Genomic DNA, 26,817 nt, shown 5'->3' on the forward strand with positions numbered 1-26,817 from the left:
ATCACATGACCGACAGGCTTGCCGAGCTGTCCGCCGCGGGTGTCGCGGTGTGGCTCGACGATCTCTCCCGGGTTCGTCTGACCAGCGGTTCGCTGGACAAGTCGCGCCTGCAGCAGCACGTGGTCGGCGTGACCACGAACCCGAGCATCTTCCAGAAGGCGCTCTCCGACGCTGACGCGTACGACGAGCAGCTGCGCGACCTCGCGGTACAGGGCGTGACGGTCGAGGAGGCCGTCCGCCTGATGACCGCCAAGGACGTCCGCTGGGCGTGTGACGTCGAGCGTCCGGAGTACGACCGGAGCAACGGCATCGACGGCCGGGTCTCCATCGAGGTCGACCCGCGCAAGGCGCACGAGACCGAGTCGACCGTCGCCGAGGCGAAGACCCTCTGGTGGCTGGTCAACCGGGAGAACCTCTACATCAAGATCCCGGCGACCCTCGCGGGTCTGCCGGCCATCACCCAGGTCCTGGCCGCGGGCATCAGCGTCAACGTCACGCTGATCTTCTCGCTGGACCGCTACAAGGCCGTCATGGAGGCGTTCCTCGACGGTCTGGAGCAGGCCAAGGCGAACGGCCACGACATCACCAAGATCGGTTCGGTGGCGTCGTTCTTCGTGTCCCGGGTCGACTCCGAGATCGACAAGCGCCTGGACAAGGTCGGCACCGATGCGGCCAAGGCGCTCAAGGGCCAGGCCGCCATCGCCAACGCGCGTCTGGCGTACGAGGCGTACACCCAGGTGTTCGGCAGCGAGCGGTGGAAGGCCCTGGCCGCCGCCGGCGCCCAGCCGCAGCGTCCGCTCTGGGCGTCCACCGGCACCAAGAGCCCGGAACTCCGCGACACGATCTACGTCGAGGAGCTCATCGCCCCCGGCACGGTGAACACCATGCCGGAGTCGGTCATCCTCGCGTTCGAGGACCACGGTGAGACCAAGGGCGACACCATCACCGGCAACTACGAGCACGCGCGGTCGGTCTTCGCGGGCATCAAGGCCGCCGGCATCGACTTCGACGACGTGGTGAAGGTCCTCGAGGAGGAGGGCGTCGAGAAGTTCGAGACGAGCTGGAACGAGCTGCTCGAAGGCGTCGACAAGTCCCTCAAGGCCGCCGCGGCCGGCTCCTCGAAGCCGAGCGACGCCGCCTAGGCACGAACACTCTGCGGCCTGTCGCGGGCTCCCCGCGACAGGCCGCTCAACACCCTTGGAACTGGCAGGATGGGGACGTGGGTAATCCGCTGCGCACCGCACAGGACCGTAGGCTTCCACGGATCCCGGAGCCCTGCGCTCTGGTGATCTTCGGGGTCACCGGTGACCTGTCTCGAAAGAAACTGATTCCGGCCGTATACGACCTGGCCAACCGCGGTCTGCTGCCGCCCGGATTCGTGGTCCTGGGCTTCGCTCGCCAGGACTGGGGCGAGGGTGACTTCGAGTCGCTCGCCTACGCCGCCGCCAAGAAGGGCGCCCGCACACCGTGGCGTGAGGACGTCTGGCGACGGCTCTCCGAGCAGTTCCACTTCATCCCCGGCTCGTTCGACGACGACGAGGCGTTCGACCAGCTCTCGGCCACCCTTGACGACCTGCGGGAACGCAACGGCATCACGGGTAACGCGGCCTTCTACTTCTCGATCCCGCCCGCGGCGTTCCCGCTGGTGCTCAACCAGCTCAACCGGACCGGCATGGCGGACAGCGCCAAGTCCGGCGGCTGGCGGCGGGTCGTGGTGGAGAAGCCGTTCGGGCACGACCTGCAGAGCGCCGTCGAGTTGAACCAGCTGGTCGACGAGGTCTTCATTCCCGAGGACGTCTTCCGCATCGACCACTACCTGGGCAAGGAAACCGTCCAGAACATCATGGCTCTGCGCTTCGCGAACAGCCTGTTCGAGCCGGTGTGGAACTCCAAGTACGTCGACAGCGTGCAGATCACCATGGCCGAGGACGTCGGCATCGGCACCCGGGCCGCGTTCTACGACGCGTCCGGCGCCGCCCGCGACGTGCTGCAGAACCACCTCCTGCAGCTCCTCGCCCTGGTCGGCATGGAGGAGCCCACCAGCTTCGACCCGCAGGAGGTGCGGGCCGAGAAGCTCAAGGTGCTCCGGGCGATCAGCCTGCCGGACAACATCGCCACCGGCTCGGTCCGCGGGCAGTACCTCCCCGGCTGGGTCGCCGGCGAACGTGCCGTCGGCTACCTGGAAGAGGCGAACATCCCGCCGAAATCCAAAACCGAGACCTACGCGGCGGTCCGCCTCGGCATCCAGAACCGGCGCTGGGCCGGCGTCCCGTTCTACGTACGGGTCGGCAAGCGGATGCCACGCCGGGTCACCGAGATCGCGATCCTCTTCAAGAGGGCGCCGCACCTGCCGTTCGACCCGGCCGACGTGGAGATGCTGGGCCACAACCAGCTCGTCATCCGGGTCCAGCCGGACGAGGGCGTGGTGCTGAAGTTCGGCTCCAAGGTGCCCGGCACCGCCATGGAGGTCCGCGACATCGCGATGGACTTCCAGTACGGCGAGGCCTTCACCGAGTCCAGCCCGGAGGCGTACGAGCGTCTCGTGCTGGACGTCCTGATCGGCGACCGGACCCTGTTCCCGGACGCCGCCGAGGTCGAGCAGTCATGGCGGGTCATCGACCCGCTGGAGGCGGCCTGGAAGGGCAAGAAACCCGAACCGTACCGGGCCGGCGAATGGGGTCCGCGGGCCGCGGACGAGATGCTGGCGCGCGAGGGCCGTGCCTGGAGGCGAGCATGATCGGACTGTGGGACACCACCGGCAACGAAGTGGTGAAGGCCCTGGCCGCCGAACGGCGCAGCGCCGGCGGCGTCGCCTCCGGCCTGGCACTCACCCTGGTCGCGGTGGTCGAGGAGAAGAAGGTCCGCGAGGCCGAGGCAGCGGCCACCATCGCGGCGTCGGCCCACCCGTGCCGGCTGCTCATCGTGGTCCGCTCCGACATGGAGGGCCGCAGCCGTCTGGACGCCGAGATCGTCGTGGGCGGGCGCCTCGGCCCCGCCGAGGCGGTCGTCATGCGGATGTACGGTCGCCTCGCGCTGCACGCCGAGTCGGTCGTCATGCCGCTGCTCGCCCCGGACGTCCCGGTGGTCTCCTGGTGGCACGAAGAGCCGCCGAACATGATCGCCAACGACTTCCTGGGTGTGGTGGCCGACCGGCGGATCACCGACTCGGCGCAGGCCCCCGACCCGGTGGCCGCGCTGCGCCAGCGGGCCGTCGACTACGCGCCCGGTGACACCGACCTGACCTGGACCCGGATCACGCTGTGGCGGACGCTGGTGGCCGGCGCCTTCGACAGCACCGAGGCCCGGGTCACCGGCGCCAAGATCGTGGCACCGGAGAACGACCCGACCGCCTGGCTGATGCTGGGCTGGCTCAAATCCCGGCTGGGCATCGAGCCGACACTCGAACACACCGACCGGGCGCCGCGCCTGCACTCGGTCGAACTCCAGTGTGAGAACGGCGACTGCGTGCGTGTCACCCGCGAGGAAGGCACCGCGCTGTTCAGCCGGACCGGCCAGGAAGACCGGTACATGCCGCTGCCGCGCCGTCCCGTCGGCGACGAACTCGCCGAAGAACTGCGGCGGCTCGACCCCGACCAGATCTACGCGGACGCCCTCGCAGCGATGGCCGGTCTCAGCGACCTGAGCCACCGGGCGCCGATGCGGGTGCACGTCTGGAAGGACCCGGCACTGGCTGCCATCGCCGGTTCAGCTCTCTGACCGAATATTTACCGACAGAGCCGTCCGCCGCACCGATGGCGGGCGGCTCTGCGATGGAGGAGCAAAATCCGTGAGTGAGACCGCGGTCGTGGTGGTACCGGACGCCGACATCCTGGCGTCCACGGTGGCGGCACGACTCGTCATCAAGATCATTGACGCGCAGGCCGCGTACGGGACGGCGAACGTGGTCCTGACAGGCGGCCGGGTCGCCGCGAAAGTGCTGCGAGCCGTCCGCGAACTACCCGCCTCCGCCGCCATCGAATGGTCCCGGGTGGACCTGTGGTGGGGCGACGAACGGTTCCTGCCCTCCGGCGACCCGGACCGCAACGAGACCCAGGCCCGCGAGGCCCTCCTCGACAAGCTGCCGCTCGACCCGGCCCGGGTGCACGCCATGCCGGCCTCCGACGGCCCCGACGGCGACGACGCCACCGCCGCGGCAGCCCGCTACGCGACCGAACTGTCCGCCGCGGCCGGCCCCGGCGGCGGCTCACTGCCCCGCTTCGACGTGCTGATGCTGGGCGTGGGCGAAGACGGCCACGTAGCGTCCCTCTTCCCGGAACACCCGGTGCTGGCCGAAACCGGCACGACGGCGGCGACATTCGACAGCCCGAAGCCGCCGCCCACCCGGGTCACGCTGACCCTGCACACCATCCAGAGCGCCGACGAGGTCTGGTTGATCGCGGCCGGTGCGGACAAGGCGGGCCCGATCGGCGTGGCGGTCGAGGGCGGCGGCGACAAGCACTTGCCGGCGGCCAGCGCGACCGGCACCCGCAAGACCCTGTTCCTGCTGGACAGGGCCGCCGCGGCGAACGTTCCCACCCAGCTCTGACCGTTCCCGGCGCCCTTCGGACAGCCCTTGCCCGAAGGGCGCCGGTCCTCGGTAGCCCCCTGCCCGAAGGGCTCCGGTCCCCGGTAGCCCGCTACCCGGCCGCAGGCCGCAGGCCGAACCCAGGCCAACGGTCGACGCAGGCAACAGTTCGGCGCGAGTCAACGGCCGGCGCGAGTCAACGGCCGCGCAGGTCAACGGCCGGCGCAGTCGACAATCGGCGCAAGTCGGCCGTCGGCCGTCGGCGTCGGCGTCGGCGCACACTTCGACACGACAGGCAGACGACGATCGACAGTCAGACGACGGTCGACAGCCGGGTTCAGGTCCACAGCCGCCGGATACAGCTCGACAGCCGCGGGTACAGCTCGACAAGTGGGTGCGCTCACCGCCTCCAAGGCCGGTGGCCGCACCCACAACGACTTCGGGTGCACCCGCCATCCCGATCAGAACGGTGAACGCACCCGTCAACGAGATCGGGTACCCCCACTCACCAAACAGGATGGCCAGCGCACCCAGAACCACTTCGGTGCAGCTGCCGCGCCACCGGACGGTGAACACACCCGCAAACGGCTTTGGGTGCCGCTACCGCCCCGATCGGCCGGGTGAGCGCTCCCGGCATGCGGAACGGGTGCAACCAACGCCACATACGAGAAGGTCAGCTCACCCGCAAGCGATTCGGGTGCCACCGCCACCCCGCCGGACGGCCAACGCACCGCAAACGGCTCCGGGTGCCGCTGCCACCCCAATCGGGAAGGTCAGCGCACCCGGCGGCCGGACCGGGCGCGACCACCACCATTACGAGATGGCCAGCGCACCCACAAGCGCTTCGGGTACCACTGCCGCCCTTCGGGACGATGAACGCACCCACCGGCCGCCTTGGGTGTCGCTGCCACCGGGCCACTGCCATCGGGCCACTGCCATCGGGCCAGGAGATAAAGGCACTCACAAACGGCTCTGGGTGCCGCTACCGCCCCGATCGGCCGGGTGAGCGCTCCCGTCGTTCGGAATGGGTGCGCCGAACGCCCGAAACGAGATGGCCAGCGCACCCACAAGCGATTCGGGTGCCACCACCACCCCGCCGGACGGCCAACGCACCGCCAAAGACTCCGGGTGCCGCTGCCAACCCCGACCGGGAAGGTGAACGCACCCAACGATTCTGGGTACGGCTACCGCCCTGATCGGGAACGTGAGAGCTCCCGGCGAACGGAACGGGTGCGGCCACCACTCATCACGAGATGGCCAGCGCACCCACAACAGCTCCGGGTGCGGCTGCCATCTCGCCGGACGGCGAACGCACCCACAACAGCTCCGGGTGCGGCTACCACCCCGCCGGACGGCGAGCGCACCCACAACAGCTCCGAGTGTGGCTACCACCCCCGGACGGCGAACGCACCCACAAGCGTTTCGGGTGCGGTTGGCGACCCGCGCCCAGGAGCGGATTCGGCTTTGAGCTCGGGCGGTGTGTGGAGCAGGTGGTCTTTACGGGCTGGGTCTCGGGCGGGGGCGGGGCGCGGGACGGAGAAGGCGTGGCAGGAGGCCGCGTCGCGGGAGCCAGTGATGGAACGGGTAGCTCGTACAAGAAAAGGGGTCATGGGCGCGCGGAGATCTGCTGGACCGCCCAGCTGTTGCCGTCGGGGTCTTCGAAGAAGAAGAAACCGATGTTGTCCAGCGGATCGGGGACGGGGTTCGGGTTTGCGCCCAGGCGCTGGATCTCGGAGACCGGGACGTTGCGGGCGGTCAGTTCGGCGTGGGCGGCCTTGATGTCGCGGACCACCAGTTGCAGGCCCTTCAGGGAGCCGGGCGGCATGTGTGGGACCGCGCCCCGGCCGATCACGATCGAGCAGCCGCTGCCCGGTGGGGTGAGCTGCACGATGCGGACGTCGGGGGCGGGGGCGACGTCGTGGTCGAGGGTGAAACCGAGCTGGTCGGCGTAGAAGGCCTTCGCCTGGTCGATGTCGGTTACCGGCACGACGACGACCTCGAGAGTCCAGTTCATCCTCCCAGCCTGCCAGTCAGGACGGCGGCGTGGCGGGGATCGTCGTCGCCGGCGGCTTCGTGGTGGGCGTGGCGGCTCCCGGGTCGTGCTCTCCCGCTGTCACGGTCGGCGGGGTGTCGTCCGGGGAAAGCTCGGGCCGGCCGGGCTTGCTCGTCGTCGCGGACGGGTTTGTGGACGCCGACGGGGCCGGCGTCGACGGCGGGAACAGGGGCACCGACGGTGAGATGACGGTTGACGGTTCGGCCGACGAGGCGGGCGGGAGTGGCTTCGGATCGGGTGACGGCGGCTGACCGGTCAGGGTCAGCGCTCCCAGCACCGCGCCGGCCACTGCCAGGCCGGCCGGGAGCGGCACCCACCACCAGCGCCGCCACCGGCTGGGCGAGGTGAGGGCTGCGACGGTCGGTGGTTCCCCGAAGCGCAGGCGCTCCTGGGTGATCTGTTCCGCTCGCGCGGTGAGGGCGTCGCGCAACCGCTCCTCCAGTCCGTTTCCGGTCACCGCTCCCCCAGTCGGGCACGCAGGACGGACAGCGCGCGGTGCGCTGTCGACTTCACCGTTCCGCGGGAGACGCGCATCACGTCGGCGATCTCCTCCTCGGACAGGTCGGACCAGTAGCGCAACACCAGGACCTGCCGTTGCCGCCCGGTGAGGCCGCGCATCGCCCGCAGCACCTCCTGGTCGCCGGCGCCGAGCATCGCCTCGTCCTCGGCTGCGGGCGCGGTGCCGGGCGGCGGCGGGACGTAGGCCCGGGCGGTGCGCCGGCGCCGGAGCGCCGAGCGTGCCGCGTTGGTCACCCCGGCGACGAGATAGGCGTTCGGATCAGCGATGGTACGCAGCTCCGCCCCATGTTTCCGATAGAGCGCCGTGAAGACGTCCTGCACGATGTCCTCCGCCGTCGACAGATCGTCGACCATGAGCACCGCCAGCCGGACCATGCTCAGGCGACGGCTGTGGTACAGCTCGTTGATCGCCGGAGGGCCGGCCGGCCCGACGGTGGATCGGGCCGGCGTGTCGGCTCCGGTGAGCACTCGCCGCAGCCAGCGGAGCAGCGGCGGCATCGGCAGGACGATCGTCACGAAGGGAATCTCCGAGGGTCGACGGCGGAGGACGAGGGTCAGCGGCCGGCGACGGCGGTCGGCGGCGGGGTGACCGGCGCGGCGGTGGCGCTCGGCGCCGGCGGGTTCGTCGGGGCCGGCTTGGACGCGGTCGGGCCCGGCTTTCCGGGGGTGGCGGCCGGCTTGGAGACGGTCGGGCCCGGCTTCCCCGGTGCCGACTCGGGCTTCGCGGGCGACGCCTCGGGGGAGGCGGTGGCCTTGAAGCTCGGCGGTGGGGTCGCGGCGGCCGGCGACTGCTCGGCGCTCACGGCGGTGGGGGCCGGCCGGGGTGCCGGTGCCTCGTCGGCGAAGGCGGCGGCGGCCGAGAGCCCACCGAGCCCGAGCACGGAGGCGGCGCCGACGGAGATGGCCAGTCCACGGGTCGAGATACGCATCGAGCTCTCCTGCACCAGTCGTTGATGTTGCTGTCGCAGGAGTAGACGTCCGGGGCCGGATAAGGTTGGCGATACCCAAGTGATGCCGGTCACACAATTAGACTGCGTTCGTGGAACCGATCATCCGCGGGTACCGCCCGGCCGACCTGGACGCCGTCTACGACATCTGCGTGCGGACCGGTGCCGCCGGCGGTGACGCCCGTGGACGCCACAGCACCGACCGGCTGCTCGGGGACATCTGGGCGGCGCCGTACGTGATCCGGGAGCCGCAGCACGCGTACGTGGTCGACGACGGTCACGGTAACGCGGTCGGGTACATCCTCGGCACCGCGGACACCCCGGCGTTCGTCTCGTGGTTCCGCGCCGAGTGGCTGCCGGCGACCGCTGCGCGCTATCCGGACGGCGACCCGCGCGACGACGCGATGCTGACCAACCTGCACGACCCGGAGCGGATGCTCATCCCCGAACTGGCCGGGTACCCCGCGCACCTGCACATCGATCTGCTCCCCGACTGGCAGGGCAAGCGGCTGGGGCAGGGGCTGATGGCCGCTTTCCTGGACGGCCTGCGGTCGGCCGGCGTGGACCGGGTGCACCTCGGGATGGCCCCGGAGAACCACGGGGCGTACGCGTTCTACCGCCGGCTGGGATTCCACGACGTCCCGGTCGCCGACTCGGGAGCGAAGTTCCTAGGCCGCGGCACCAGTCCGCTGGGCTGACCCGTCTCACCGGCCGACGCCGGCCGGTGAGATCAGGATCGTGCTGTCAGGCCCGCTCGCCCCGCCGCTGGCGGACCTTGGCAAGGGCCTCGGCGAGGATCGCCGCACCGTCCTCCTCGGACCGGCGCTCCTTCACATAGGCCAGATGAGACTTGTAGGGCTCGGTGCGCGACCGCCCGGGCGGGCTCGACCGGTCGAGACCGGCCGGCTGCCCGCATCGCGGGCAGTCCCAGGTGTCCGGTGTCGCGGCCTCAGCCGCGAACCAGATGTCGCTGTCATGCCCGGCCGCGCAGAAATACTTGACCTGCCTGCGCGGTGCGGGTTCGCTGCGCTCGTCGGGCCGCATCGGGCTGGACCCGACGCGACTGCCGCGAATAGCGCTGCCACTGGACACGGACGTCACTCCTGTCTCGAGGGCCGGTACTCCCCGCCCGGGCAATCAGCCGGAAATCGGACGGTAGATACAAAATACCGCGCGGCCGGAGAAACCGGCCGCGCGGTGGATTGTACGACCAGCAGCGGCCGTCAGGAAGCCACCGCAAGCTTGAGCCAGAACCCCAGGCCCACGATGCAGGCGAACCAGATGATGCCCACCAGGACGGTGTAGCGGTCGAGGTTCTTCTCCGCGACCGAGGAACCGGCCAGGCTGGACGTGACACCGCCACCGAACATGCTCGACATGCCGCCGCCCTTGCCGCGGTGCAGCAGGATCAGCAGAGTCAGCAGAATGCTGGTGATGATCAGCAACACGATCAACGTGTAAGCGAACGCGATCGGCATCGTCGGGTTCATTCCTCTCGAAGGGCACTGCAAGCCGTCCCACAATAGCGAATGCCCGGCCGAACGATACGGCCGGGCACGCGCGAATCACGCTCAGCGCGCAACATGCTCCGGGAAACGCACGATGGCGGCGAATTCCTCGCCGTCCAGGCTCGCTCCACCGACCAGGGCGCCGTCCACATCGGGCTTGGCCATGATCTGGGCGATGTTGCCCGACTTGACCGAACCGCCGTACTGGATGCGGACCACGTCGGCCACCTCGGCACCGAACTTCTCGACCAGACGGGCACGGATCGCTCCGCACACCTCCTGAGCGTCGTCCGGGGTCGCGGTCTTGCCGGTGCCGATCGCCCAGACCGGCTCGTACGCGATCACGATCTGCTGCAGCTGCTCGGTCTTGAGCCCCTCGAGGCCCGCGTCGACCTGCGCCAGGACGTGCGCGACCTGGTTGCCGGCCTCACGGATCTCGAGACCCTCGCCCACGCAGAAGATCGGCACGAGGCCGGCCGCGAAGGCCGCCTTGTTCTTCGCGTTGATCAGGGTGTCGGACTCGTTGTGGTACTCACGGCGCTCGGAGTGCCCGACGACCACGTAGCTGACGCCGAGCTTGGCGAGCATCGCACCGGAGATCTCACCGGTGTACGCGCCACCGGCGTGCTGCGAGATGTCCTGGGCGCCGTACTTGATCGCGAGCTTGTCGCCCTCGATCGCGGTCTGCACGGTGCGCAGGTCGGTGAACGGCGGCAGGACGACCGTCTCGACGGCCTCCAGCTGCTTCTCGTTCAGGCTCGCCGAGAGCTTCTGCACCAGAAGGTTGGCCTCGTAGTGGTTGAGGTTGCTCTTCCAGTTGCCGGCGATGATCGGCTTGCGGGTCACGTCACCCATCACTTCTCCAGAGCGGAGACGCCCGGCAGCGCCTTGCCTTCGAGGTACTCCAGGGACGCGCCCCCACCGGTGGAGATGTGACCGAACGCGGACTCGTCGAGCCCGAGCGTGCGCACCGCCGCGGCCGAGTCACCGCCGCCGACGACCGAGAAGCCGTCGATCTTGGTGATCGCCTCGGCGACGCCGCGGGTGCCCGCGGCGAACGGCGCCAGCTCGAACACGCCCATCGGGCCGTTCCAGAACACGGTCTTCGCACCGCCGACGGCGTCCGCGAAGATCTTGACGGACTCGGGGCCGATGTCCAGACCCAGGCGGTCCGCCGGGATCTCGGAGACCTTCACCGTGCTGCGCTCGGCGTCGGCGGAGAACTCCGTCGCCGCGACGACATCGACCGGGAGGACGATCCGGCCGTCGGCCTCCGCGAGGAGCGCCTTGCAGGTGTCGATCATCTCGGCCTCGAGCAGCGACTTACCGACCTCGTGGCCCTGGGCCTTGAGGAAGGTGAAGCACATGCCTCCGCCGACGAGGAGCTTGTCGACCTTGGGCAGCAGGGCCTTGATCACCGCGAGCTTGTCGGAGACCTTCGAGCCGCCGAGCACCACCACGTAGGGCTGCTCCGGGCTCTCGGACACCTTCTTCAGCACCTCGACCTCGCGCAGCACCAGGCCACCCGCGTAGTGCGGGAGCCGGGCCGGCACGTCGAAGACCGAAGCGTGCTTGCGGTGCACCGCGCCGAACGCGTCGTCGACGTAGAAGTCGGCGAACGCGGCCAGCTGGTCCGCGAAGGCGCCGCGCTCGGCGTCGTCCTTCGAGGTCTCGCCGGCGTTGAAGCGCAGGTTCTCCAGGAGCAGCACCTGGCCGTCCTGAAGGGCACCGACGGCGGCGGTGGCCGACGGGCCGACCGTGTCGTCGGCGAAGACCACCGACGAGCCGAGCAGCTCACCCAGCCGCTGCGCGACCGGCGCGAGCGTGAACTTGGGGTCCGGAGCGCCCTTCGGACGGCCCAGGTGGGACGCCACGATCACGCGGGCGCCCGCGTCACGCAGGGCGATCAGCGTCGGCAGCACCGCGCGGGCGCGGCCGTCGTCACTGATGACACCCGGGTTTGCCTTGTCGAACGGGACGTTCAGGTCGGCGCGCACGAACACGCGCCGACCCGAGACACCCTCGCCGAGCAGGTCGTCGAGAGTCTTCAAGGCTGATCAGGCCCCGACGAGCTTGACCAGGTCGACGAGGCGGTTCGAGTAGCCCCACTCGTTGTCGTACCAACCGACGACCTTGACCTGGTTGCCACCGATGACCTTGGTGAGGCCGGCGTCGAAGATGCAGGAGGCCGGGTCGGTGACGATGTCGGCCGACACGATCGCGTCCTCGGTGTAGACCAGGATGCCCTTGAGGGGGCCCTCGGCGGCAGCCTTGATCGCGGCGTTGACCTCTTCGACCGTGGTGTCACGGGCGGCGGTGAAGGTCAGGTCGGTGGCCGAGCCGGTGGGGATCGGCACCCGCAGCGCGAAGCCGTCCAGCTTGCCCTTGAGCTCCGGCAGCACCAGGCTGACGGCCTTGGCGGCACCGGTCGAGGTCGGCACGATGTTCAGCGCGGCGGCGCGGGCACGGCGCAGGTCGCTGTGCGGGCCGTCCTGCAGGTTCTGGTCCTGGGTGTACGCGTGGATCGTGGTCATCAGACCCTTTTCGATCCCGATCGTGTCGTTCAGAACCTTCGCCATCGGGGCGAGGCAGTTGGTGGTGCAGGAGGCGTTCGAGATGATGGTGTGCTTCGCACCGTCGTAGAGGCCGTCGTTGACGCCCATCACGATGGTGATGTCCTCGTTCTTGGCCGGAGCCGAGATGATGACCTTCTTGGCACCCTTGTCGACGTGCGCCTTCGCCTTGGTGGCGTCGGTGAAGAAGCCGGTCGACTCGATGACGACGTCGACGTCCAGCTCGCCCCAGGGCAGGTTGTTCGGGTCACGCTCGGCGAACGCCTTGAAGGACTTGCCACCGACGGTGATCTCGTCGGCGGAGGCCTTCACCTCGTGACCCAGACGGCCCAGGATGCTGTCGTACTTCAGCAGGTGAGCCAGCGTGGCGTTGTCGGTCAGGTCGTTCACACCGACGATCTCGATGTCGGCGCCGGAGGCGAGAACCGCCCGGAAGAAGTTACGGCCGATACGGCCGAAGCCGTTGATGCCAACCCGGATGGTCACAGGTGGATCTCCTCGTTTCGGTCCGCCGGATTCTGCGACCGGCGGAGGGGTCTGCATGCCCGCCGAAGTTCAAGGCAGGCACAAGGGCGCCCGGCCGCCGCGCCCGAAGGGAAGCGCGAGCACCGCAGCAGGAGCTGGCGGCGTCACAGCGGGGGGTTCGGCCGAACTGCCGGCACCGTCGCCGTCACCAGTGACCCTATCCGAGACCACGTACCGGCGGAGCAGCGGGGCGCTACCTGAACGTTATCTAAATCGGATCACTACGACGTCGTTGTCAGCAGTTCAAGCCTCGTCCAACGGGGCGGGACTGATAAGGACCGAAGGTCCCTGCGGCCCGGGTATCACTACCCGGGATCAACAGGCCATCATCTCCGGAGTGACGGCCGCCTCGGTGTCGGGAATGCCGAGATCCCGGGCCCGTTTGTCGGCCAGGGCCAGCAGCCGCCGGATCCGGCCCGCGATGGCGTCCTTGGTCAGCGGCGGGTCGGCCAGGGCGCCCAGCTCCTCCAGGGAGGCCTGGCGGTGCTCCAGCCGCAGCCGGCCGGCCGAGGTCAGGTGGTTCGGCGCGTCGTCCGCCAGGATCTCCAGAGCCCGGGTGACCCGGGCCGCCGCGGCGACCGCCGCACGGGCGGACCGCCGCAGGTTCGCATCGTCGAAGTTCGCCAGCCGGTTGGCGGTGGCACGGACCTCACGGCGTACCCTCCGCTCCTCCCAGGCAAGCACGCTGGAATGCGCGCCGATGCGGGTGAGCAACGCGGCGATCGCGTCCCCGTCCTTGATCACCACGCGGTCGACGCCGCGCACCTCCCGCTCCTTGGCGGTGATGCCGATCCGGCGCGCGGCGCCGCGCAACGCCAGCGCCGCTTCCGGGCCCGGGCAGGTGATCTCCAGCGCGCTGGAGCGCCCCGGCTCGGTGAGCGAGCCGTGCGCCATGAACGCGCCCCGCCACGCCGCCACCGAACAGCACACGTTGCCGTTCACCACGTGCTGCGGCAGGCCACGGACCGGCCGGCCCCGGACGTCGAGCAGACCGGTCTGACGCGCCAGCACCTCGCCGTCCTTGACGATGCGCACGATGTAGTGGCTGCCCTTGCGCAGGCCGCCGGAGGCCAGGACGTGCACCTCGCTGGGGTAGCCGTAGACATCGGCGATCTCCCGCCGCAGCCGCCGGGCGACCGCGCCGGTGTCCAGCTCGGCCTCGACGACGACCCGCCCGGAGACGATGTGCAGCCCGCCGGCGAACCGGAGCAACGCTGCCATCTCGGCCCGGCGACAGCAGGGCTTGGGTACGTCGACCCGGCTCAGCTCGTCCTTGACCGCTGCCGTCATCGCCATTACGTCACCTCATGCGCCGGTTTTTCAAAGTGTGTGCCGCACTACGCCACTGATTAACGAGCGGCGCCCAATACTGGCACCAGTGCAACGCCCAGTGACTGAGGATCATGCCGTGGGCTGCCGTCGGCCACCGCGAGGGGTGCCAGAACCAGCTCCGCACCCAGGTCCTGGGCCGCGGCCCGGACCGGTTCCGGCTCGCCGGCCCACTTCGTGTCGGCCAGCACGGTGTCCAGTCGCAGCGACGGGAGGTACCACCGGAGGGTCGCCAGGTGGTCGGCGGCGGACAGCCCGACCGTCTCCTTGTCCTCGGAGAGATTGAGCGTGACCAGCCGGCGGGCCGGGCTCGCCACGATCGCGGCGGCCAGTTCGGGGACCAGCAGGTGCGGCAGGACACTGGTGTACCAGCTGCCCGGACCGAAGATCAGCCAGTCCGCGTCCCGGACCGCGGCGATCGCCTCCGGGCACGTCGGCGGATCCGACGGGACCAGGCGCAATGCCGCCACCCGGCCGTCTGCCACCGCGACCGCGTGCTGGCCCCGGACCGTCGACGGGACGCCGTCGGCGGCCACCATGTCCGCCTCGATGCCGACCGCGTGCCGGGCCATCGGCAGCACCCGGCCCCGAGCCCCGAGCATCCGGGCGGCGTGATCCAGTGCCAGCACCGGGTCGCCGAGCATCTCGATCAGGCCGAGCAGCAGCAGGTTGCCGACCGCGTGCCCGGCCAGGGTGTCCTTGGTCCGCTCGGCACGGCGCTCCACCCGCGGTCCACGGGTGAGCACCCGGTCGACCGGGGCCGGGGCACTCAGCGGCTCGGTGCCGCCCTGCACCGGGATCTCCGGCATGGCCGCGAACCGGTGCTGCATCAGTCTCGCCGTCAGCCGGGTGGTGGGATCGTCGTCGGCGAGCGCGGCGAGCGCCTGCCGCAGATCACCCGGGGGCAGCAGCGCGTCCCGCTCGACGCGCAGCCGGCCGCTGGAACCGCCGTCGTCACCGACGGTCACTATCGCCGTGATCTCCAGGTCGAGGTCGCGGGCACTGTGCCGCAACGCGCGCAACGAGGCGCTCAGACCGTGCCCGCCGCCGAACGCCACGACGCGGATCGGCTTCACTCGCGGCCCAGATCGCGGTGCGACGTGTGCGCGGACAGACGCATGCCACTCAGCCGGGAGGCGAGCTCCTCGGTGATCGCCACGCTGCGGTGCTTGCCGCCGGTGCAGCCGATCGCGACGGTCAGGTAGCGCTTGCCCTCCCGCTCGAAACCGGGTGCGGTCGCCGCGATCAGGCCGGCGTAGGTCGCCACGAAGTCGGTGGCGCCCTCCTGGCCCAGGACGTAACTGCTCACGCCCTCCTCCAGGCCGGTGTGCTCGCGCAACTCCGGCACCCAGAACGGATTGGGCAGGAACCGGGCGTCCAGCACGTAGTCGGCGTCCGGGGGCAGGCCGTACTTGAAGCCGAAGGAGAGCACGGTGATCCGCAGCTTGCGGGAGTCCTCCCCGCCGAAAAGCTCCTCGACCCGGCGGCGCAACTGGTTGACGTTGAGGTGGCTCGTGTCGATTATCACGTCGGACTGCTCGCGGGCCTCCTCGAGCAGTTTGCGCTCGGCCGCGATGCCGTCGGCCAGCCGGCCGTCACCCTGCAACGGGTGCGAACGGCGCACCGACTCGAACCGGCGGATCAGCACCTCGTCGTCGGCGTCGACGAACACCACGCGCGGCGAGAAACCACGCTCCTTGAGGGCCCGGACCGCACCGGCCAGGTCGGTGGAGAACGCCCTGCTGCGAACGTCGAGCACCATCGCGGTACGCCGTGCGGCGCCTCCAGCGGCGAACGCCAACTCGGCCATCTCCAGCATCAGGGCCTGCGGCAGGTTGTCGACCACGTAGAAGCCGACGTTCTCCAGGGCGCGCGCCACCGTGCTGCGCCCACCGCCGGACAGACCGGTGACGACCACCAGATCCGTCCCGGCCTCGTCCGGTTCCAGCACCTCACCGGCTCCGATGTTCGGCTCAGCTCCGAAGTCCGGGTTTGCTTCCGTCACCACGCCTCCCGCGTCGCTCCGCCCGCGTCGCACGAGCGGACACAACATCCTAGGCCGACGACCGGGCTCCCGGCCGCCGGACAGCGTGTCCGCTACCCGTCCGAGCTGTCACCAGGCATGTCCGCGGTCTTCGCCACCGTCTTCGCCACGGTTTTCTCCACCGTCTTCGCCGCGGCTTTCTCCACGGCTCTCTCCCCCGCGGCTCCGGCCGCCGGGTTCAACGCGGCGAGCACCGTCTCGGCGGTGCGGCGGCCGACACCGGGCACCTCGGTGATCTCCTCCGGGGTGGCCTCGGCCAGCCGCTTGAGGGAGCCGAAGTGCCGCAGCAGCGCCTTGCGGCGCACCTCGCCCAGACCGGCGACCTCGTCGAGCGCCGACGCGGTCATCCGCTTGGACCGGCGCTGCCGGTGGAAGGTGATGGCGAACCGGTGCGCCTCGTCGCGGACGCGCTGCAACAGATAGAGAGCCTCGGAGGTCCGCGGCAGGATGACCGGGAAATCCTCGCCGGGCAGCCACACCTCCTCGAGCCGCTTGGCCAGGCCGCACAACGCCACGTCGGTGACGCCCAGCTCGGAGAAGACCGCCGCGACCGCGTTGACCTGCGGCTGGCCGCCGTCCACCACGACGAGCTGAGGCGCGTACGCGAAACGGCGGGGCCGGCCGGTCAACGGGTCGATGCCGGGAAGCGCGCCCTCGACGGACTCGTCACCGGCCGAGGGCTCCGGGGCCGGCGTGGCCGCCGGGGCCGCTGGCGTGGCCGCCGTGGCCGCCGGGGCCGCTGGGGCCGTGGTGGAGCGGGCGAACCGCCGCCGCATCACCTCGGACATCGCCGAGAGATCGTCCATGCCGCTGCCGTCCGCGTTGCCGCGCACCGCGAACCGCCGGTATTCGCTCTTGCGGGCCAGACCGTCCTCGAAGACGACCATCGAGGCGACCACGTCGGTGCCCTGGATCTGCGAGACGTCGAAGCACTCGATGCGCAACGGGGCGGCGTCGAGACCGAGGGCGTCGGCGATCTCCTCGAGCGCCTTGTTGCGGGTGGTCAGGTCACCGGCCCGGCGCAGCTTGTGCCGTTGCAGCGACTCGGCGGCGTTGCGGGCCACCGTCTCCATCAGCGTCTTCTTGTCGCCGCGCTGCGGGATCCGCAGGCTGACCCGGCTGCCGCGGCGCTCGGAGAGCCAGTCGGCGAGCGCGTCGGCGTCGTCGGGCAGCGCCGGGACCAGCAGCTCGCGGGGCACGTCGGCCTCGCCCTCGGTGTCGCCGAACATCTGGGTGCAGAAGTGGTGGACCAGGTCGCCGGTGCTGAGGTCCTCGACCTTCTCCACCACCCAGCCGCGCTGGCCGCGGACCCGGCCGTCGCGGACGTGGAAGACCTGCACCGCCGCCTCGAGCGGGTCCTCGGCGAAGGCGACCACGTCGGCGTCCGTGCCGTCGCCGAGCACCACGGTCTGCTTCTCCATCGCCCGGCGCAGCGCCGCGATGTCGTCGCGCAGCCGGGCCGCCCGCTCGAACTCGAGCTCCTCGGAGGCCTGCATCATGTCGCGCTCGAGACGCTTGACGAACGCATCGGTGCGGCCGGCCATGAAGTCGCAGAAGTCGTCGACGATCGCCCGGTGCTGCTCGGCGTCGACCTGCCCGACACAGGGGGCCGAACACTTGCCGATGTAGCCCAGCAGGCAGGGCCGGCCGATCTGGCCGTGCCGTTTGAAGACGCCGGTCGAGCAGGTCCGGGCCGGGAAGACGCGCAGCAGCAGGTCGAGGGTCTCGCGGATGGCCCAGGCGTGCGAGTAGGGACCGAAGTAGCGCACGCCCTTGCGCTTGGCCCCGCGCATCACCTGCAGGCGGGGGAACTCCTCGTTGAGCGTGACGGCGAGGAAAGGATAGGACTTGTCGTCCCGGTATTTGACGTTGAAGCGCGGGTCGAACTCCTTGATCCAGGAGAACTCCAGCTGCAGCGCCTCGACCTCGGTGCCGACGGTGACCCAGTCCACGGCGGCCGCGGTGGTGACCATCTGCTGGGTGCGCGCGTGCAACGACCAGACGTCGGCGAAGTAGGAGTTGAGCCGGTTACGCAGGCTCTTGGCCTTGCCGACGTAGATGACCCGGCCGGCCGGATCGCGGAATCGGTAGACACCGGGAGCGTCCGGGATGGTACCGGGCGCGGGGCGATAGGTGGACGGGTCTGGCACATCTCCCAGACTAGAGGGTGGGACTGACAGAATTGCCCGGCCGGAGGTCCGGTGCCGCCGCCACGGCCCGGGCCTCCGGCCCACACGGGGGTGACCCGATCAGGCGGTGACGACCTGGTCGCCGTCCAGCTTCACCTTGGTGGCCTCGAGCGGCGACTTGGCCGGGCCGGAGGTCGGCGAGCCGTCCTTGATCGAGTAGTGCGCGTTGTGGCACTTACAGATGATCTCGCCGTCCTCGATCTCGGTCACGTCGCAGCCCTGGTGGGTGCAGACCTTGCTGAACGCCTTGAAGGTGCCCTTGGTCGGCTGGGTGACCACGTAGTTGTCCAGGATCACGCCGCTGCCGACGGAGACGTCGGCCGCCGCGACGAGCGCGGTGCCACCGCTCGAGCCGGTGCCGCTGGTGCTGTCGGCGCCGCCCGGGGCCGCCGCGCTGCCGGCCGGGGCCGGGTCGTTGGCGAAGTCGGTGCCGTTCGGGTTGCTGTCGGTGGACGTGCCACACGCGGCGAGGACCGCGGTCGCGCCGGCGGCGCCCGCACCCAGCAGGACGGCCCGGCGTGACGAGCAGCACGTCCCCGCTGCGTTCTCCTGCTTGGCCTCGACCTCGGGCCGGATCTGCACGTCAGTCATCTCGTCGCTCCCCACTACCTGTTTCCGCTCGTATGTCACACGGAGTCGCCTGTACATACGGGCCTGCCACCGTCATCAGTTCAGCGCGTGCGGCGGAAATATCGAACATCACGAGGCTGTTCGATCCCGGTTCGTACGCAATCGCCCGGCGTCGTTTGCTTGCCGTTACAAACAAAGCCGGGCCCGATCGAGACTAGATGCTCGACCGTGCCCGGTTGCTTTGAGTCACCTGAGAACCTGCTGTACAGGTTCTTAGACTATTTTTAGTAACACACCTTGACGGTGCTCTATGTCGACACCCTGGCGCACCATGCCGACGCCTGCGTGCACCATGCCGACGCCTGCGTGCACTATGCCGATGCCTTGGCCCGGGACTTCGTCGCCCGGGTCTTCGCGCCGTTCGCCTTCGCCGCCCGCGCGGTGGCCGCGGCCGATCCGGCCGGCTCCCCCTTGAGACCGAGCACGTGCCGCAGGAACTGGCCCGTGTGGCTCTCGCCCACCTCGGCGAGCTCCTCCGGACTGCCGGTGGCCAGCACCATGCCGCCCTTGTGACCGCCCTCCGGACCCATGTCGATCAGCCAGTCCGCGGTCTTGATCACGTCGAGGTTGTGCTCGATGGTGATCACCGTGTTGCCCTTGTCGACCAGGCCGTTGAGCACGATCAGCAGCTTGCGGATGTCCTCGAAGTGCAGACCCGTCGTCGGCTCGTCCAGCACGTAGACCGTCCGGCCGGTGGACCGTTTCTGCAGCTCGGAGGCGAGCTTCACCCGCTGCGCCTCACCGCCGGAGAGCGTGGTGGCCGGCTGTCCCAGCCGCACGTAACCCAGACCGACGTCGACGAGCGTCCGCAGGTGCCGGTGGATCGCCGGCAGCGCCGAGAAGAACTCCGCACCCTCCTCGATCGGCATCTCCAGCACCTCGGAGATGGTCTTGCCCTTGTACCGCACCTCCAGCGTCTCCCGGTTGTACCGGGCGCCCTTGCAGACCTCGCAGGGGACGTAGACGTCCGGGAGGAAGTTCATCTCGATCTTGATCGTGCCGTCACCCGAGCAGTTCTCGCAGCGACCGCCCTTGACGTTGAAGGAGAACCGGCCGGGGCCGTACCCCCGGACCTTCGCCTCGGCGGTCTCCGCGAACAACTTGCGGACATGATCGAAGACACCGGTGTACGTGGCCGGGTTGGATCGCGGGGTCCGGCCGATCGGTGACTGGTCGACGCCGACGACCTTGTCCACGTTGTCGATGCCGGTGATCCGGGTGTGCCGGCCGGGCACCAGGCGGGCCCGGTTGACCTGGTTGGCCAGCACCGTGTGCAGGATGTCGTTGACCAGCGTCGACTTGCCCGAGCCGCTGACCCCGGTGACCGCGATGAACTGGCCCAGCGGGAACGGCACGGTCAGGTTGCGCAGGTTGTGCTCGCGGGCCCCGTGCACCACGACCTCACGGCCGGCGGTCTGCGGACGGCGGCTCTGCGGCACCGGGATCGTCTTGCGGCCGGCCAGGTAGGCACCGGTCGGGGACTCCTCGTTGGCGAGCAGGCCCTCGACCGTCCCGGAGTGCACGATCTTGCCGCCGTGCTCGCCGGCGCCCGGGCCGATGTCGACGATCCAGTCGGCTGTCCGGATGGTGTCCTCGTCGTGCTCCACCACGATCAGCGTGTTGCCCAGGTCGCGCAGCCGGACCAAGGTCTCGATCAGCCGGTGGTTGTCACGCTGGTGCAGACCGATCGACGGCTCGTCCAGGACGTAGAGGACGCCGACCAGGCCCGACCCGATCTGGGTCGCGAGCCGGATGCGCTGCGCCTCACCGCCGGAGAGCGTGCCCGCGCCCCGGTCCAGCGAGAGGTAGTCCAGACCGACGTCGACCAGGAACCGCAGCCGGGCGTTGATCTCCTTGAGCACCCGCTCGGCGATCATCTTCTGCCGGTCGTCGAGCTCCAGACCGGCCAGCAACTCGGCGCACTCCCCCACCGAAAGGTTGCAGACCTCGGCGATGCTCCGGCCGGCCACCGTGACCGCGAGGACCTCGGGCTTGAGCCGGGCGCCGCCGCACACCTTGCACGGCACGTCCCGCATGTAGCCCTCATACTTGTCGCGGGACCAGTCGCTCTCGGTGTCGTTGTGCCGCCGCTCGATCCACTGCACCACGCCCTCGAAGCCGGTGTAGTAGGAGCGCTCCCGGCCGTACTTGTTGCGGTAGCGCACGTGGACCTGGTCCTCGGCGCCGTGCAGGATCGTCTTCTGCACCCGGGTGGGCAGCGAACGCCACGGTGCGTCCAGGCTGAAGCTCTCCGCCGCGGCGAGCGCCTCGAGCAGGCGCACGAAGTACTCCTGGGTGGTGCCGCCGGCCCAGGGCTGGATCGCGCCCTCGCGCAGGCTCCGCTCCTCGTCCGGGATGATCAGCTCCGGGTCGACCTCCTTCTTGGTGCCGAGGCCGGTGCACTCGGGGCACGCGCCGTACGGCGCGTTGAAGGAGAACACCCGGGGCTCGAGGTCCTCGATGGCGAGCGGGTGGTCGTTGGGGCAGGCCAGGTGTTCGGAGAAGAGACGCTCGCGGTCCGGGTCGTCCTCGGCCAGGTCGACGAAGTCGAGCAGCACGATGCCGCTCGCCAGGCCGAGCGCGGACTCCACCGAGTCGGTCAGCCGCTGCTTGCTCGACGCCTTGACGCTGAGCCGGTCGACCACCACCTCGATGGTGTGCTTCTCCTGCTTCTTCAGCTTGGGCGGCTCGGTGAGCGGGTGCACCACACCGTCGACCCGGGCCCGCGCGTAGCCCTTGGCCTGCAGCTCGGCGAAGAGGTCGACATATTCCCCCTTGCGGCCGCGCACGACCGGGGCGAGCACCATGAACCTGGTGCCCTCGGGCATCGCCAGCACCCGGTCGACGATCTGCTGCGGGGTCTGCTTGCTGATCAGCTCACCGCAGACCGGGCAGTGCGGGATGCCGGTGCGGGCGAACAGCAGACGGAGGTAGTCGTAGACCTCGGTGATCGTGCCCACGGTCGACCGCGGGTTGCGGTTCGTCGACTTCTGGTCGATCGAGACGGCCGGCGACAGGCCCTCGATGAAGTCGACGTCCGGCTTGTCCATCTGGCCGAGGAACTGTCTCGCATAGGAGGACAGCGACTCCACGTAACGCCGCTGGCCCTCCGCGAAGATCGTGTCGAAGGCGAGGCTGGACTTGCCCGACCCGGACAGGCCGGTGAACACGATCATCGCGTCCCGGGGCAGGTCAAGTGAGACGTCACGCAGGTTGTGCTCGCGGGCGCCACGGATAGTCAGTCGGTCGGCCACTGCCAGCCTCTCCGTACAAGTGTTTGAAGTAGCGCAGACACTCTAGCGACGGGGTACGACATTTTCTGTCGGCCCCGGTGCAGCGCCTTCCACCTGCCGGACATTCCCGTAAAGCGGACGTATTAGTCGTCACTCTTTGGGGGCACAGGCAGATCGCGGACGTCCCAGATCTCCACGCCACCGACCAGTCGAGGCCGGCCGAGGGCCTGGACGAGCACCGCACGCTGGGCCGGGACGTTGCGCCCCTCGGGGACCAGCACGATCACGCCGGCCCGCCAGTAGACCAGGTCCTCGGTGATCCGCGCCTTGTCCGTCGCGGTCAGGATCGGCCGCAGGTCGTACTCCCGGACCTCCCACAACAGGTACGACGTGAACCGGTGCGGCGCGTTCCAGGAGCCGGTGTCGTCGCCCCGCTCCGGGTCGGCCGGCCCCATGAAGTAGCCGCGCGGCGTCGCGTACTCGAAGTTGTTGAGCGCCGCCCACCGCTGGCCGGTCCGCCCGGTGGTCACGTCCGGCAGCGGGACGGTGACCAGGGTGCGGTCACCGGCGGTGTACTGGCGGTAGGTCCCGTCGGCGATGAACGCCGGGATCGGGTCGCCCTGCACCACCGGCAGCGGCTTCGGGAAGAGCGGCACCAGCGCCAGGACCAGGCCGACCTTGAACCAGGTCCGCCGCTTGTCCGGGTAGTCGCGGATCCGGTCGACGGCGAACGCCAGCAGGACGCCCACGATCGTGGCCGGCACCATCGCGAACCGGGTCACACTCACCAGGTTGATCACCGGCAGGTGACTGATCAGACCGAACGGCAGCGGGAAGCCGGTGTCGTGGCCGAGTACCCGCAGCTGCGGGCCCATCGACATGAGCAGCACCACCAGGCCGGCCACGGTGGCCGCGCGCAGCGCCGTGGTCCGCCACAGCATCACCGCCGCGACCACGATCAGGATCAGGCCGGCCGGGCCGAAGAAGGTGTTGTCCTCGGTGGCGCTGACACTCATCAACCGGGTCACCTCGGCGTTGCCGGCCAGCGACTGCCGGGCGAAACCGGCGAGCGACGCCAGGTCGGTGACGTAGTCGGTCGGCGCGAACGGCTGCCCGTGGTAGTTGCCCTGGGCGAAGAACTGGTACCACAGCGGGTAACCCGCCAACGCCACCGCGAGGGCCGCCGCCACGCCGAGACCGGCGACGAAACGCTTCCACACCGCGCGCACGGTGGCCCGCTCGGACACCGCGTACACCACGACGAACACGGCCAGGGTCATCGCCGTGAAGAGCAGCGCCTCCTCGTTGATGAAGATCTGCGCCACGATCAGCAGGGCCAGGATCACCCCGCCGCGCACGATCCGGCCGGGCTCGCGCAGCCGGAACACCTGCCACACGATGAACGGGATCAGGTAGTTGCTGACGAAGTTCAGGTGGCCGTTGGCGTGCGAGATCATGGTGGGCGCGAAACCGCACCACAGGCCGCCGATCCAGGCCGCGAGCCGGGTGTCGGTCAGGTGCCGGGACAACACCCAGTACCACGCGGCGGCGGTGCCGGCCAGGCCACCGGTGACGATCAGGGCCGCCGAGACGCCGGCGCCGAGGAAGTGCGTCACCGGGGCGAGCGGCAGGGCCAGGGCGAGGATCGACGTGTTCGCCATCATGTTCACGCCGACCGGCACGTTGAGGCTGTCCGAGTGGAACAGCGCCGCGCCGTCGAACACCACCCGCTCGGCGTGCGCCAGCATGAACAGGAAGATGCCGTGGTCGTCGTCGTTGCCGGCCAGGATCCGCCCGTTCGGATCCCGCCACAGCTGCACGGTCACCAGCACGGCGAGCGCCAGGAACCCCAGGAACACCCACAGGTCGATCCGCCGCCAGGGCGTCCTGGCCGTCTCCTCGGGGGTGGTCACCGGGTCCTCGATCATCTCTTCTGCCGCACGCACCGGGCGAATTCTGCCAGAGGGACGCCCGGGCCCCGGCATGGCCGCCTCGCCACAGCCTCCTGCGGGGAGGCCATTGACGTGCGCTTTCGCATGCCGGGACCGATAGGGGGTACGCGGTCAGCCGCGTCCCCGCCGGCCGGCGGACTGTGCCATCCGCACGGATTTACGGCGGCTCTCCACCTCGACCTCGTGTCGCAGCTTGCGCCAGCTCGCCAGACGCCGTGGCGGCAGCGAACCGTCGGCGAGCGCGGCCTGCACGGCGCATCCCGGCTCACCCTCGTGGGTGCAGTCGCCGAAGCGGCAGCGGCCGGCCAGGCCGGTCACGTCGGCGAACGCCCGGTCCAGCCCGCCGCCGGTATCGAGCAGGCCGACGCCCCGGATGCCCGGGGTGTCCAGCACCGCACCACCTCCCGGCACCGGAACCAGATTGCGGTACGCCGTGGTGTGCCGCCCCTTGCCGTCCGCGTCCCGGATCGCCTGGACCGGCATCACGGTGGTCCCGGCCAGGGCGTTCGCCAGGGTCGACTTGCCGGCGCCGGAGCGCCCGAGTAACGCGAGGGTGCGGCCGGGACCGACGAACTCGCGCAGCCGGTCGAGACCGGAACCGGCGGTCACGCTGACCGGCAGGACCGGCACGCCCGGGGCGAGCTCGCCGAGCTGGCGGGCCACCGCCGCGGGGTCCGACGTGGTGTCGCTCTTGGTGAGGACGAGCACCGGGTCGGCGCCGGACTCCCAGGCGAGGGAGAGCAGCCGTTCGACGCGGGCGTCGTCGGGTTCGGGATGGATCGGCTCGACCACCGCCACGGTGTCCATGTTCGCGGCCAGGACCTGACCGGTGGAGTCCTTGTCGGCGGTGCGCCGGATCAGCGTGGTGCGCCGGGGCAGCACCAGCTCGAGGGTGGTGCGCCGGTCCGGCCAGCGCCGCAGCACCACCCAGTCGCCGGCACAGGGCAGGCCGGCCGGGTCGCGGGCGCCCTCGATGAGGACACCACCGCCGAGACTGGCCCGGGTCACCCCGGAGGCGGTCAGCACGGTGCAGACGCCGCGGTCGGCCCGGAGGACCCGGCCCGCGTCGGTGTCGGCCCGGTCGAAACGACGGTAGGAGGATGCGAAGAAGTCGTCCCAGCCGAGCTGGGACAGGTCGTACGACATGTGAACCCTTGTTTTCGATAACGGGAGTGGCCGGTCTGGGGTCAGACGGCAAAAGCTCCCTGGAGAAGGGACGCGGAATCCAACTGCACGCTCCTCACCTCCTTCTGCGGGTTCGATCTCGAGTCGCGTCTGGCACCGACGGTACGGCCGTGGTCACCCCGGCGAAAGCGAATTCCGCCGCGGGTGCCTTCGCCGGGCCACGACGTGGTTGCGGAACCGGCTAGGGTCGTCTCGTGACGATCGACCCGCTGGTGTTGATGACCGATGTGGAGGCCGCCACGGCGACGCTCCTGAGCGCCGTGGAGGGCCTCGGTGACGACGCCGTCGGCGAGCCGTCGCTGCTGCCCGGCTGGACCGCCGGCCACGTGCTGACCCACCTGGCGCGCAACGCCGACGCACTGACCAACGCGCTGACCTGGGCCCGCACCGGCGTCGAGACGCCGCTCTACCCCTCGGTCGAGGCCCGCGCGGCGGCGATCGAGGAGGGCGCCGGACGTCCGGTCGCCGAGCAGGTGGCGGATCTGCGGGCCGCGCACGAGCGGTTCGCCGACGCGGCCGCCGCGATGCCGGCCGAGGCGTGGACGTTCCACCTGCCGCCGTTGAAGCGGTCGGCCGCGGTGGTGCCCTGGGTGCGGCTGCGCGAGGTCGAGGTGCACCACGTCGACCTGGGACGCGACTACACCCCGGTGGACTGGCCGGACGCGTTCGCGCTGCGGCTGCTCTACGAGATCGCCGGTGACCCGCCGGAGGGCACGCCCGCCATGGTGCTGCGGCCCGCCGGGGTGGAGCACGCGACGGTGATCGGCTCGGCGGACGGCCCGGTGATCACCGGTACGGCGAAATCGATCGCGGCCTGGCTGACCGGGCGCGCCGACGGCGCCGACCTGACCGTCACCCCCGACGGCGACCTGCCGCAACCCGCGAGGTGGAGATGAGCATTTACACCGGTGACGTCGTGACCGGGGGCGAGCCCGCGGTCCGCGACCTCGGCGGCGGGCTGACCCTGACCAAGGTGTCGGTCGGCCCGATGGACAACAACGCCTACCTGCTGCGGCACGGCACCGAGCAGCTGCTGATCGACGCGGCCAACGACGCCGGCACGCTGCTGGAGCTGATCGGGCCGGACGGCCTGCGCACGGTGGTGACCACCCACCAGCACCGCGACCACTGGACCGCGCTGGAGGAGGTGGTCCTGATGACCGGGGCGACCTCGCTGGCACACGCCGACGACGCCTCCGCCATCCCGGAGGTGAGCGGCACGCTGCGCGACGGCGACGTGGTCGAGATCGGGCCGCACGCGCTGGAGGTGATCCACGTGGTCGGGCACACCCCGGGCTCGATCATCCTGGCGTACCGCGAACCGGACGGCGGCCGGGCACATCTCTTCACCGGCGACAGCCTCTTCCCCGGTGGCGTCGGTAACACGCGGGGGAACAAGGAGAACTTCGCATCGCTGATCGGCGACGTGGAGACCAAGGTGTTCGGGCGGTTCCCGGACGACACCTGGTTCTACCCGGGGCACGGCAAGGACTCGACGCTCGGGGCGGAGCGGCCGCACCTGGGCGAGTGGCGGGAACGGGGCTGGTGAGCCGCCGGGTCCCGGGCAATTGGCGTGCCCGGGACCCGGTTGTTTCCGTTCTGACC

General features: G+C 70.2%; 24 protein-coding genes. 7 read left to right on the forward strand and 17 right to left on the reverse strand.

What is annotated here, in order from left to right; all coding sequences use genetic code 11:
* Nucleotides 1-5: 5 nt before the first annotated feature.
* The 4 genes from tal to pgl all read left to right on the forward strand — a co-directional run bounded on the left by tal (nucleotide 6) and on the right by pgl (nucleotide 4,546).
* Nucleotides 6-1,142, forward strand: a complete 1,137-nt coding sequence (tal, locus tag WH85_RS08820; protein ID WP_045741252.1) for a transaldolase — start codon at nucleotides 6-8, stop codon at nucleotides 1,140-1,142.
* A gap of 77 nt (nucleotides 1,143-1,219) precedes the next feature.
* Nucleotides 1,220-2,737 carry a glucose-6-phosphate dehydrogenase gene (gene zwf, locus WH85_RS08825; RefSeq protein ID WP_045741253.1) on the forward strand — a complete coding sequence of 506 codons (1,518 nt, stop codon included), beginning with the start codon at nucleotides 1,220-1,222 and terminating at the stop codon, nucleotides 2,735-2,737.
* On the forward strand, nucleotides 2,734-3,717 hold the full coding sequence (locus WH85_RS08830; protein ID WP_045741254.1) for a glucose-6-phosphate dehydrogenase assembly protein OpcA: 984 nt from the start codon (nucleotides 2,734-2,736) through the stop codon (nucleotides 3,715-3,717). Before zwf ends, WH85_RS08830 begins: the two co-directional genes overlap by 4 nt.
* A gap of 70 nt (nucleotides 3,718-3,787) precedes the next feature.
* Nucleotides 3,788-4,546 carry a 6-phosphogluconolactonase gene (gene pgl, locus WH85_RS08835; RefSeq protein ID WP_045741255.1) on the forward strand — a complete coding sequence of 253 codons (759 nt, stop codon included), beginning with the start codon at nucleotides 3,788-3,790 and terminating at the stop codon, nucleotides 4,544-4,546.
* Between the two features lie 1,585 nt (nucleotides 4,547-6,131).
* Here the strand turns inward: pgl and WH85_RS08840 are convergent.
* The 4 genes from WH85_RS08840 to WH85_RS08855 are packed head-to-tail and all read right to left on the reverse strand — an operon-like array spanning nucleotide 6,132 to nucleotide 8,026.
* The gene (locus tag WH85_RS08840; protein WP_045741256.1) at nucleotides 6,132-6,539 is read right to left on the reverse strand and encodes a VOC family protein; all 408 of its coding nucleotides are present in this window, start codon (nucleotides 6,537-6,539) and stop codon (nucleotides 6,132-6,134) included.
* 16 nt (nucleotides 6,540-6,555) lie between these two features.
* Nucleotides 6,556-7,035, reverse strand: a complete 480-nt coding sequence (locus WH85_RS08845) for a hypothetical protein (protein WP_045741257.1) — start codon at nucleotides 7,033-7,035, stop codon at nucleotides 6,556-6,558.
* Nucleotides 7,032-7,613 (reverse strand): sigma-70 family RNA polymerase sigma factor, encoded by a 582-nt coding sequence (locus WH85_RS08850; protein ID WP_245673866.1) that lies wholly within the window; start codon nucleotides 7,611-7,613, stop codon nucleotides 7,032-7,034. The genes WH85_RS08845 and WH85_RS08850 overlap by 4 nt, the downstream gene beginning before the upstream one ends.
* 38 nt (nucleotides 7,614-7,651) lie before the next feature.
* Nucleotides 7,652-8,026: a hypothetical protein gene (locus tag WH85_RS08855; RefSeq protein ID WP_157410902.1), complete on the reverse strand. Its 375-nt coding sequence runs from the start codon at nucleotides 8,024-8,026 to the stop codon at nucleotides 7,652-7,654.
* Nucleotides 8,027-8,136: 110 nt separating this feature from the next.
* On the opposite strand from WH85_RS08855, the gene WH85_RS08860 reads away from it, so the two are divergent.
* Nucleotides 8,137-8,742 (forward strand): GNAT family N-acetyltransferase, encoded by a 606-nt coding sequence (locus WH85_RS08860; RefSeq protein WP_045741258.1) that lies wholly within the window; start codon nucleotides 8,137-8,139, stop codon nucleotides 8,740-8,742.
* Nucleotides 8,743-8,788: 46 nt separating this feature from the next.
* Here the strand turns inward: WH85_RS08860 and WH85_RS08865 are convergent, their stop codons facing one another.
* The 13 genes from WH85_RS08865 to rsgA form a co-directional block, all read right to left on the reverse strand.
* A complete protein-coding gene (locus WH85_RS08865) occupies nucleotides 8,789-9,136 on the reverse strand; it encodes an RNA polymerase-binding protein RbpA (RefSeq protein WP_045741372.1) in 348 nt (115 codons plus the stop codon).
* A gap of 131 nt (nucleotides 9,137-9,267) precedes the next feature.
* Nucleotides 9,268-9,522, reverse strand: coding sequence for a preprotein translocase subunit SecG (secG, locus tag WH85_RS08870; protein ID WP_045741259.1), 255 nt, complete (start codon nucleotides 9,520-9,522; stop codon nucleotides 9,268-9,270).
* Between the two features lie 93 nt (nucleotides 9,523-9,615).
* A complete protein-coding gene (gene tpiA / locus WH85_RS08875; RefSeq protein ID WP_045741260.1) occupies nucleotides 9,616-10,407 on the reverse strand; it encodes a triose-phosphate isomerase in 792 nt (263 codons plus the stop codon).
* Entirely contained in the window at nucleotides 10,407-11,603 is a 1,197-nt protein-coding gene (locus WH85_RS08880; RefSeq protein ID WP_045741261.1) for a phosphoglycerate kinase, read from the reverse strand. The genes tpiA and WH85_RS08880 overlap by 1 nt, the downstream gene beginning before the upstream one ends.
* A gap of 6 nt (nucleotides 11,604-11,609) precedes the next feature.
* On the reverse strand, nucleotides 11,610-12,611 hold the full coding sequence (gap, locus tag WH85_RS08885) for a type I glyceraldehyde-3-phosphate dehydrogenase (RefSeq protein ID WP_045741262.1): 1,002 nt from the start codon (nucleotides 12,609-12,611) through the stop codon (nucleotides 11,610-11,612).
* A gap of 354 nt (nucleotides 12,612-12,965) precedes the next feature.
* Nucleotides 12,966-13,946, reverse strand: coding sequence for a DNA-binding protein WhiA (gene whiA, locus WH85_RS08890; RefSeq protein WP_014441726.1), 981 nt, complete (start codon nucleotides 13,944-13,946; stop codon nucleotides 12,966-12,968).
* 53 nt (nucleotides 13,947-13,999) lie between these two features.
* A complete protein-coding gene (locus WH85_RS08895) occupies nucleotides 14,000-15,055 on the reverse strand; it encodes a gluconeogenesis factor YvcK family protein (RefSeq protein WP_045741263.1) in 1,056 nt (351 codons plus the stop codon).
* A complete protein-coding gene (gene rapZ, locus WH85_RS08900) occupies nucleotides 15,052-15,945 on the reverse strand; it encodes an RNase adapter RapZ (protein WP_045741373.1) in 894 nt (297 codons plus the stop codon). Before rapZ ends, WH85_RS08895 begins: the two co-directional genes overlap by 4 nt.
* A gap of 131 nt (nucleotides 15,946-16,076) precedes the next feature.
* Nucleotides 16,077-18,173: an excinuclease ABC subunit UvrC gene (gene uvrC / locus WH85_RS08905; RefSeq protein WP_083448881.1), complete on the reverse strand. Its 2,097-nt coding sequence runs from the start codon at nucleotides 18,171-18,173 to the stop codon at nucleotides 16,077-16,079.
* Between the two features lie 99 nt (nucleotides 18,174-18,272).
* On the reverse strand, nucleotides 18,273-18,803 hold the full coding sequence (locus WH85_RS08910) for a Rieske (2Fe-2S) protein (RefSeq protein ID WP_052720277.1): 531 nt from the start codon (nucleotides 18,801-18,803) through the stop codon (nucleotides 18,273-18,275).
* A 350-nt stretch (nucleotides 18,804-19,153) separates the two neighbouring features.
* On the reverse strand, nucleotides 19,154-22,096 hold the full coding sequence (gene uvrA / locus WH85_RS08915) for an excinuclease ABC subunit UvrA (RefSeq protein WP_045741264.1): 2,943 nt from the start codon (nucleotides 22,094-22,096) through the stop codon (nucleotides 19,154-19,156).
* Between the two features lie 122 nt (nucleotides 22,097-22,218).
* Nucleotides 22,219-24,021, reverse strand: coding sequence for a DUF6311 domain-containing protein (locus tag WH85_RS08920; RefSeq protein WP_245673867.1), 1,803 nt, complete (start codon nucleotides 24,019-24,021; stop codon nucleotides 22,219-22,221).
* A 117-nt stretch (nucleotides 24,022-24,138) separates the two neighbouring features.
* Complete coding sequence (rsgA, locus tag WH85_RS08925) at nucleotides 24,139-25,173, reverse strand: ribosome small subunit-dependent GTPase A (protein ID WP_045741266.1); 1,035 nt, start codon at nucleotides 25,171-25,173, stop codon at nucleotides 24,139-24,141.
* 233 nt (nucleotides 25,174-25,406) lie between these two features.
* On the opposite strand from rsgA, the gene WH85_RS08930 reads away from it, so the two are divergent.
* Together WH85_RS08930 and WH85_RS08935 are read left to right on the forward strand one after the other, a co-directional pair.
* Entirely contained in the window at nucleotides 25,407-26,108 is a 702-nt protein-coding gene (locus tag WH85_RS08930; protein ID WP_045741267.1) for a maleylpyruvate isomerase family mycothiol-dependent enzyme, read from the forward strand.
* Entirely contained in the window at nucleotides 26,105-26,761 is a 657-nt protein-coding gene (locus tag WH85_RS08935) for an MBL fold metallo-hydrolase (RefSeq protein ID WP_045741376.1), read from the forward strand. Before WH85_RS08930 ends, WH85_RS08935 begins: the two co-directional genes overlap by 4 nt.
* The last annotated feature ends 56 nt before the right edge of the window (nucleotides 26,762-26,817 follow it).

This window comes from Actinoplanes rectilineatus (assembly GCF_000962825.1).
GTDB lineage: Bacteria > Actinomycetota > Actinomycetes > Mycobacteriales > Micromonosporaceae > Actinoplanes > Actinoplanes rectilineatus.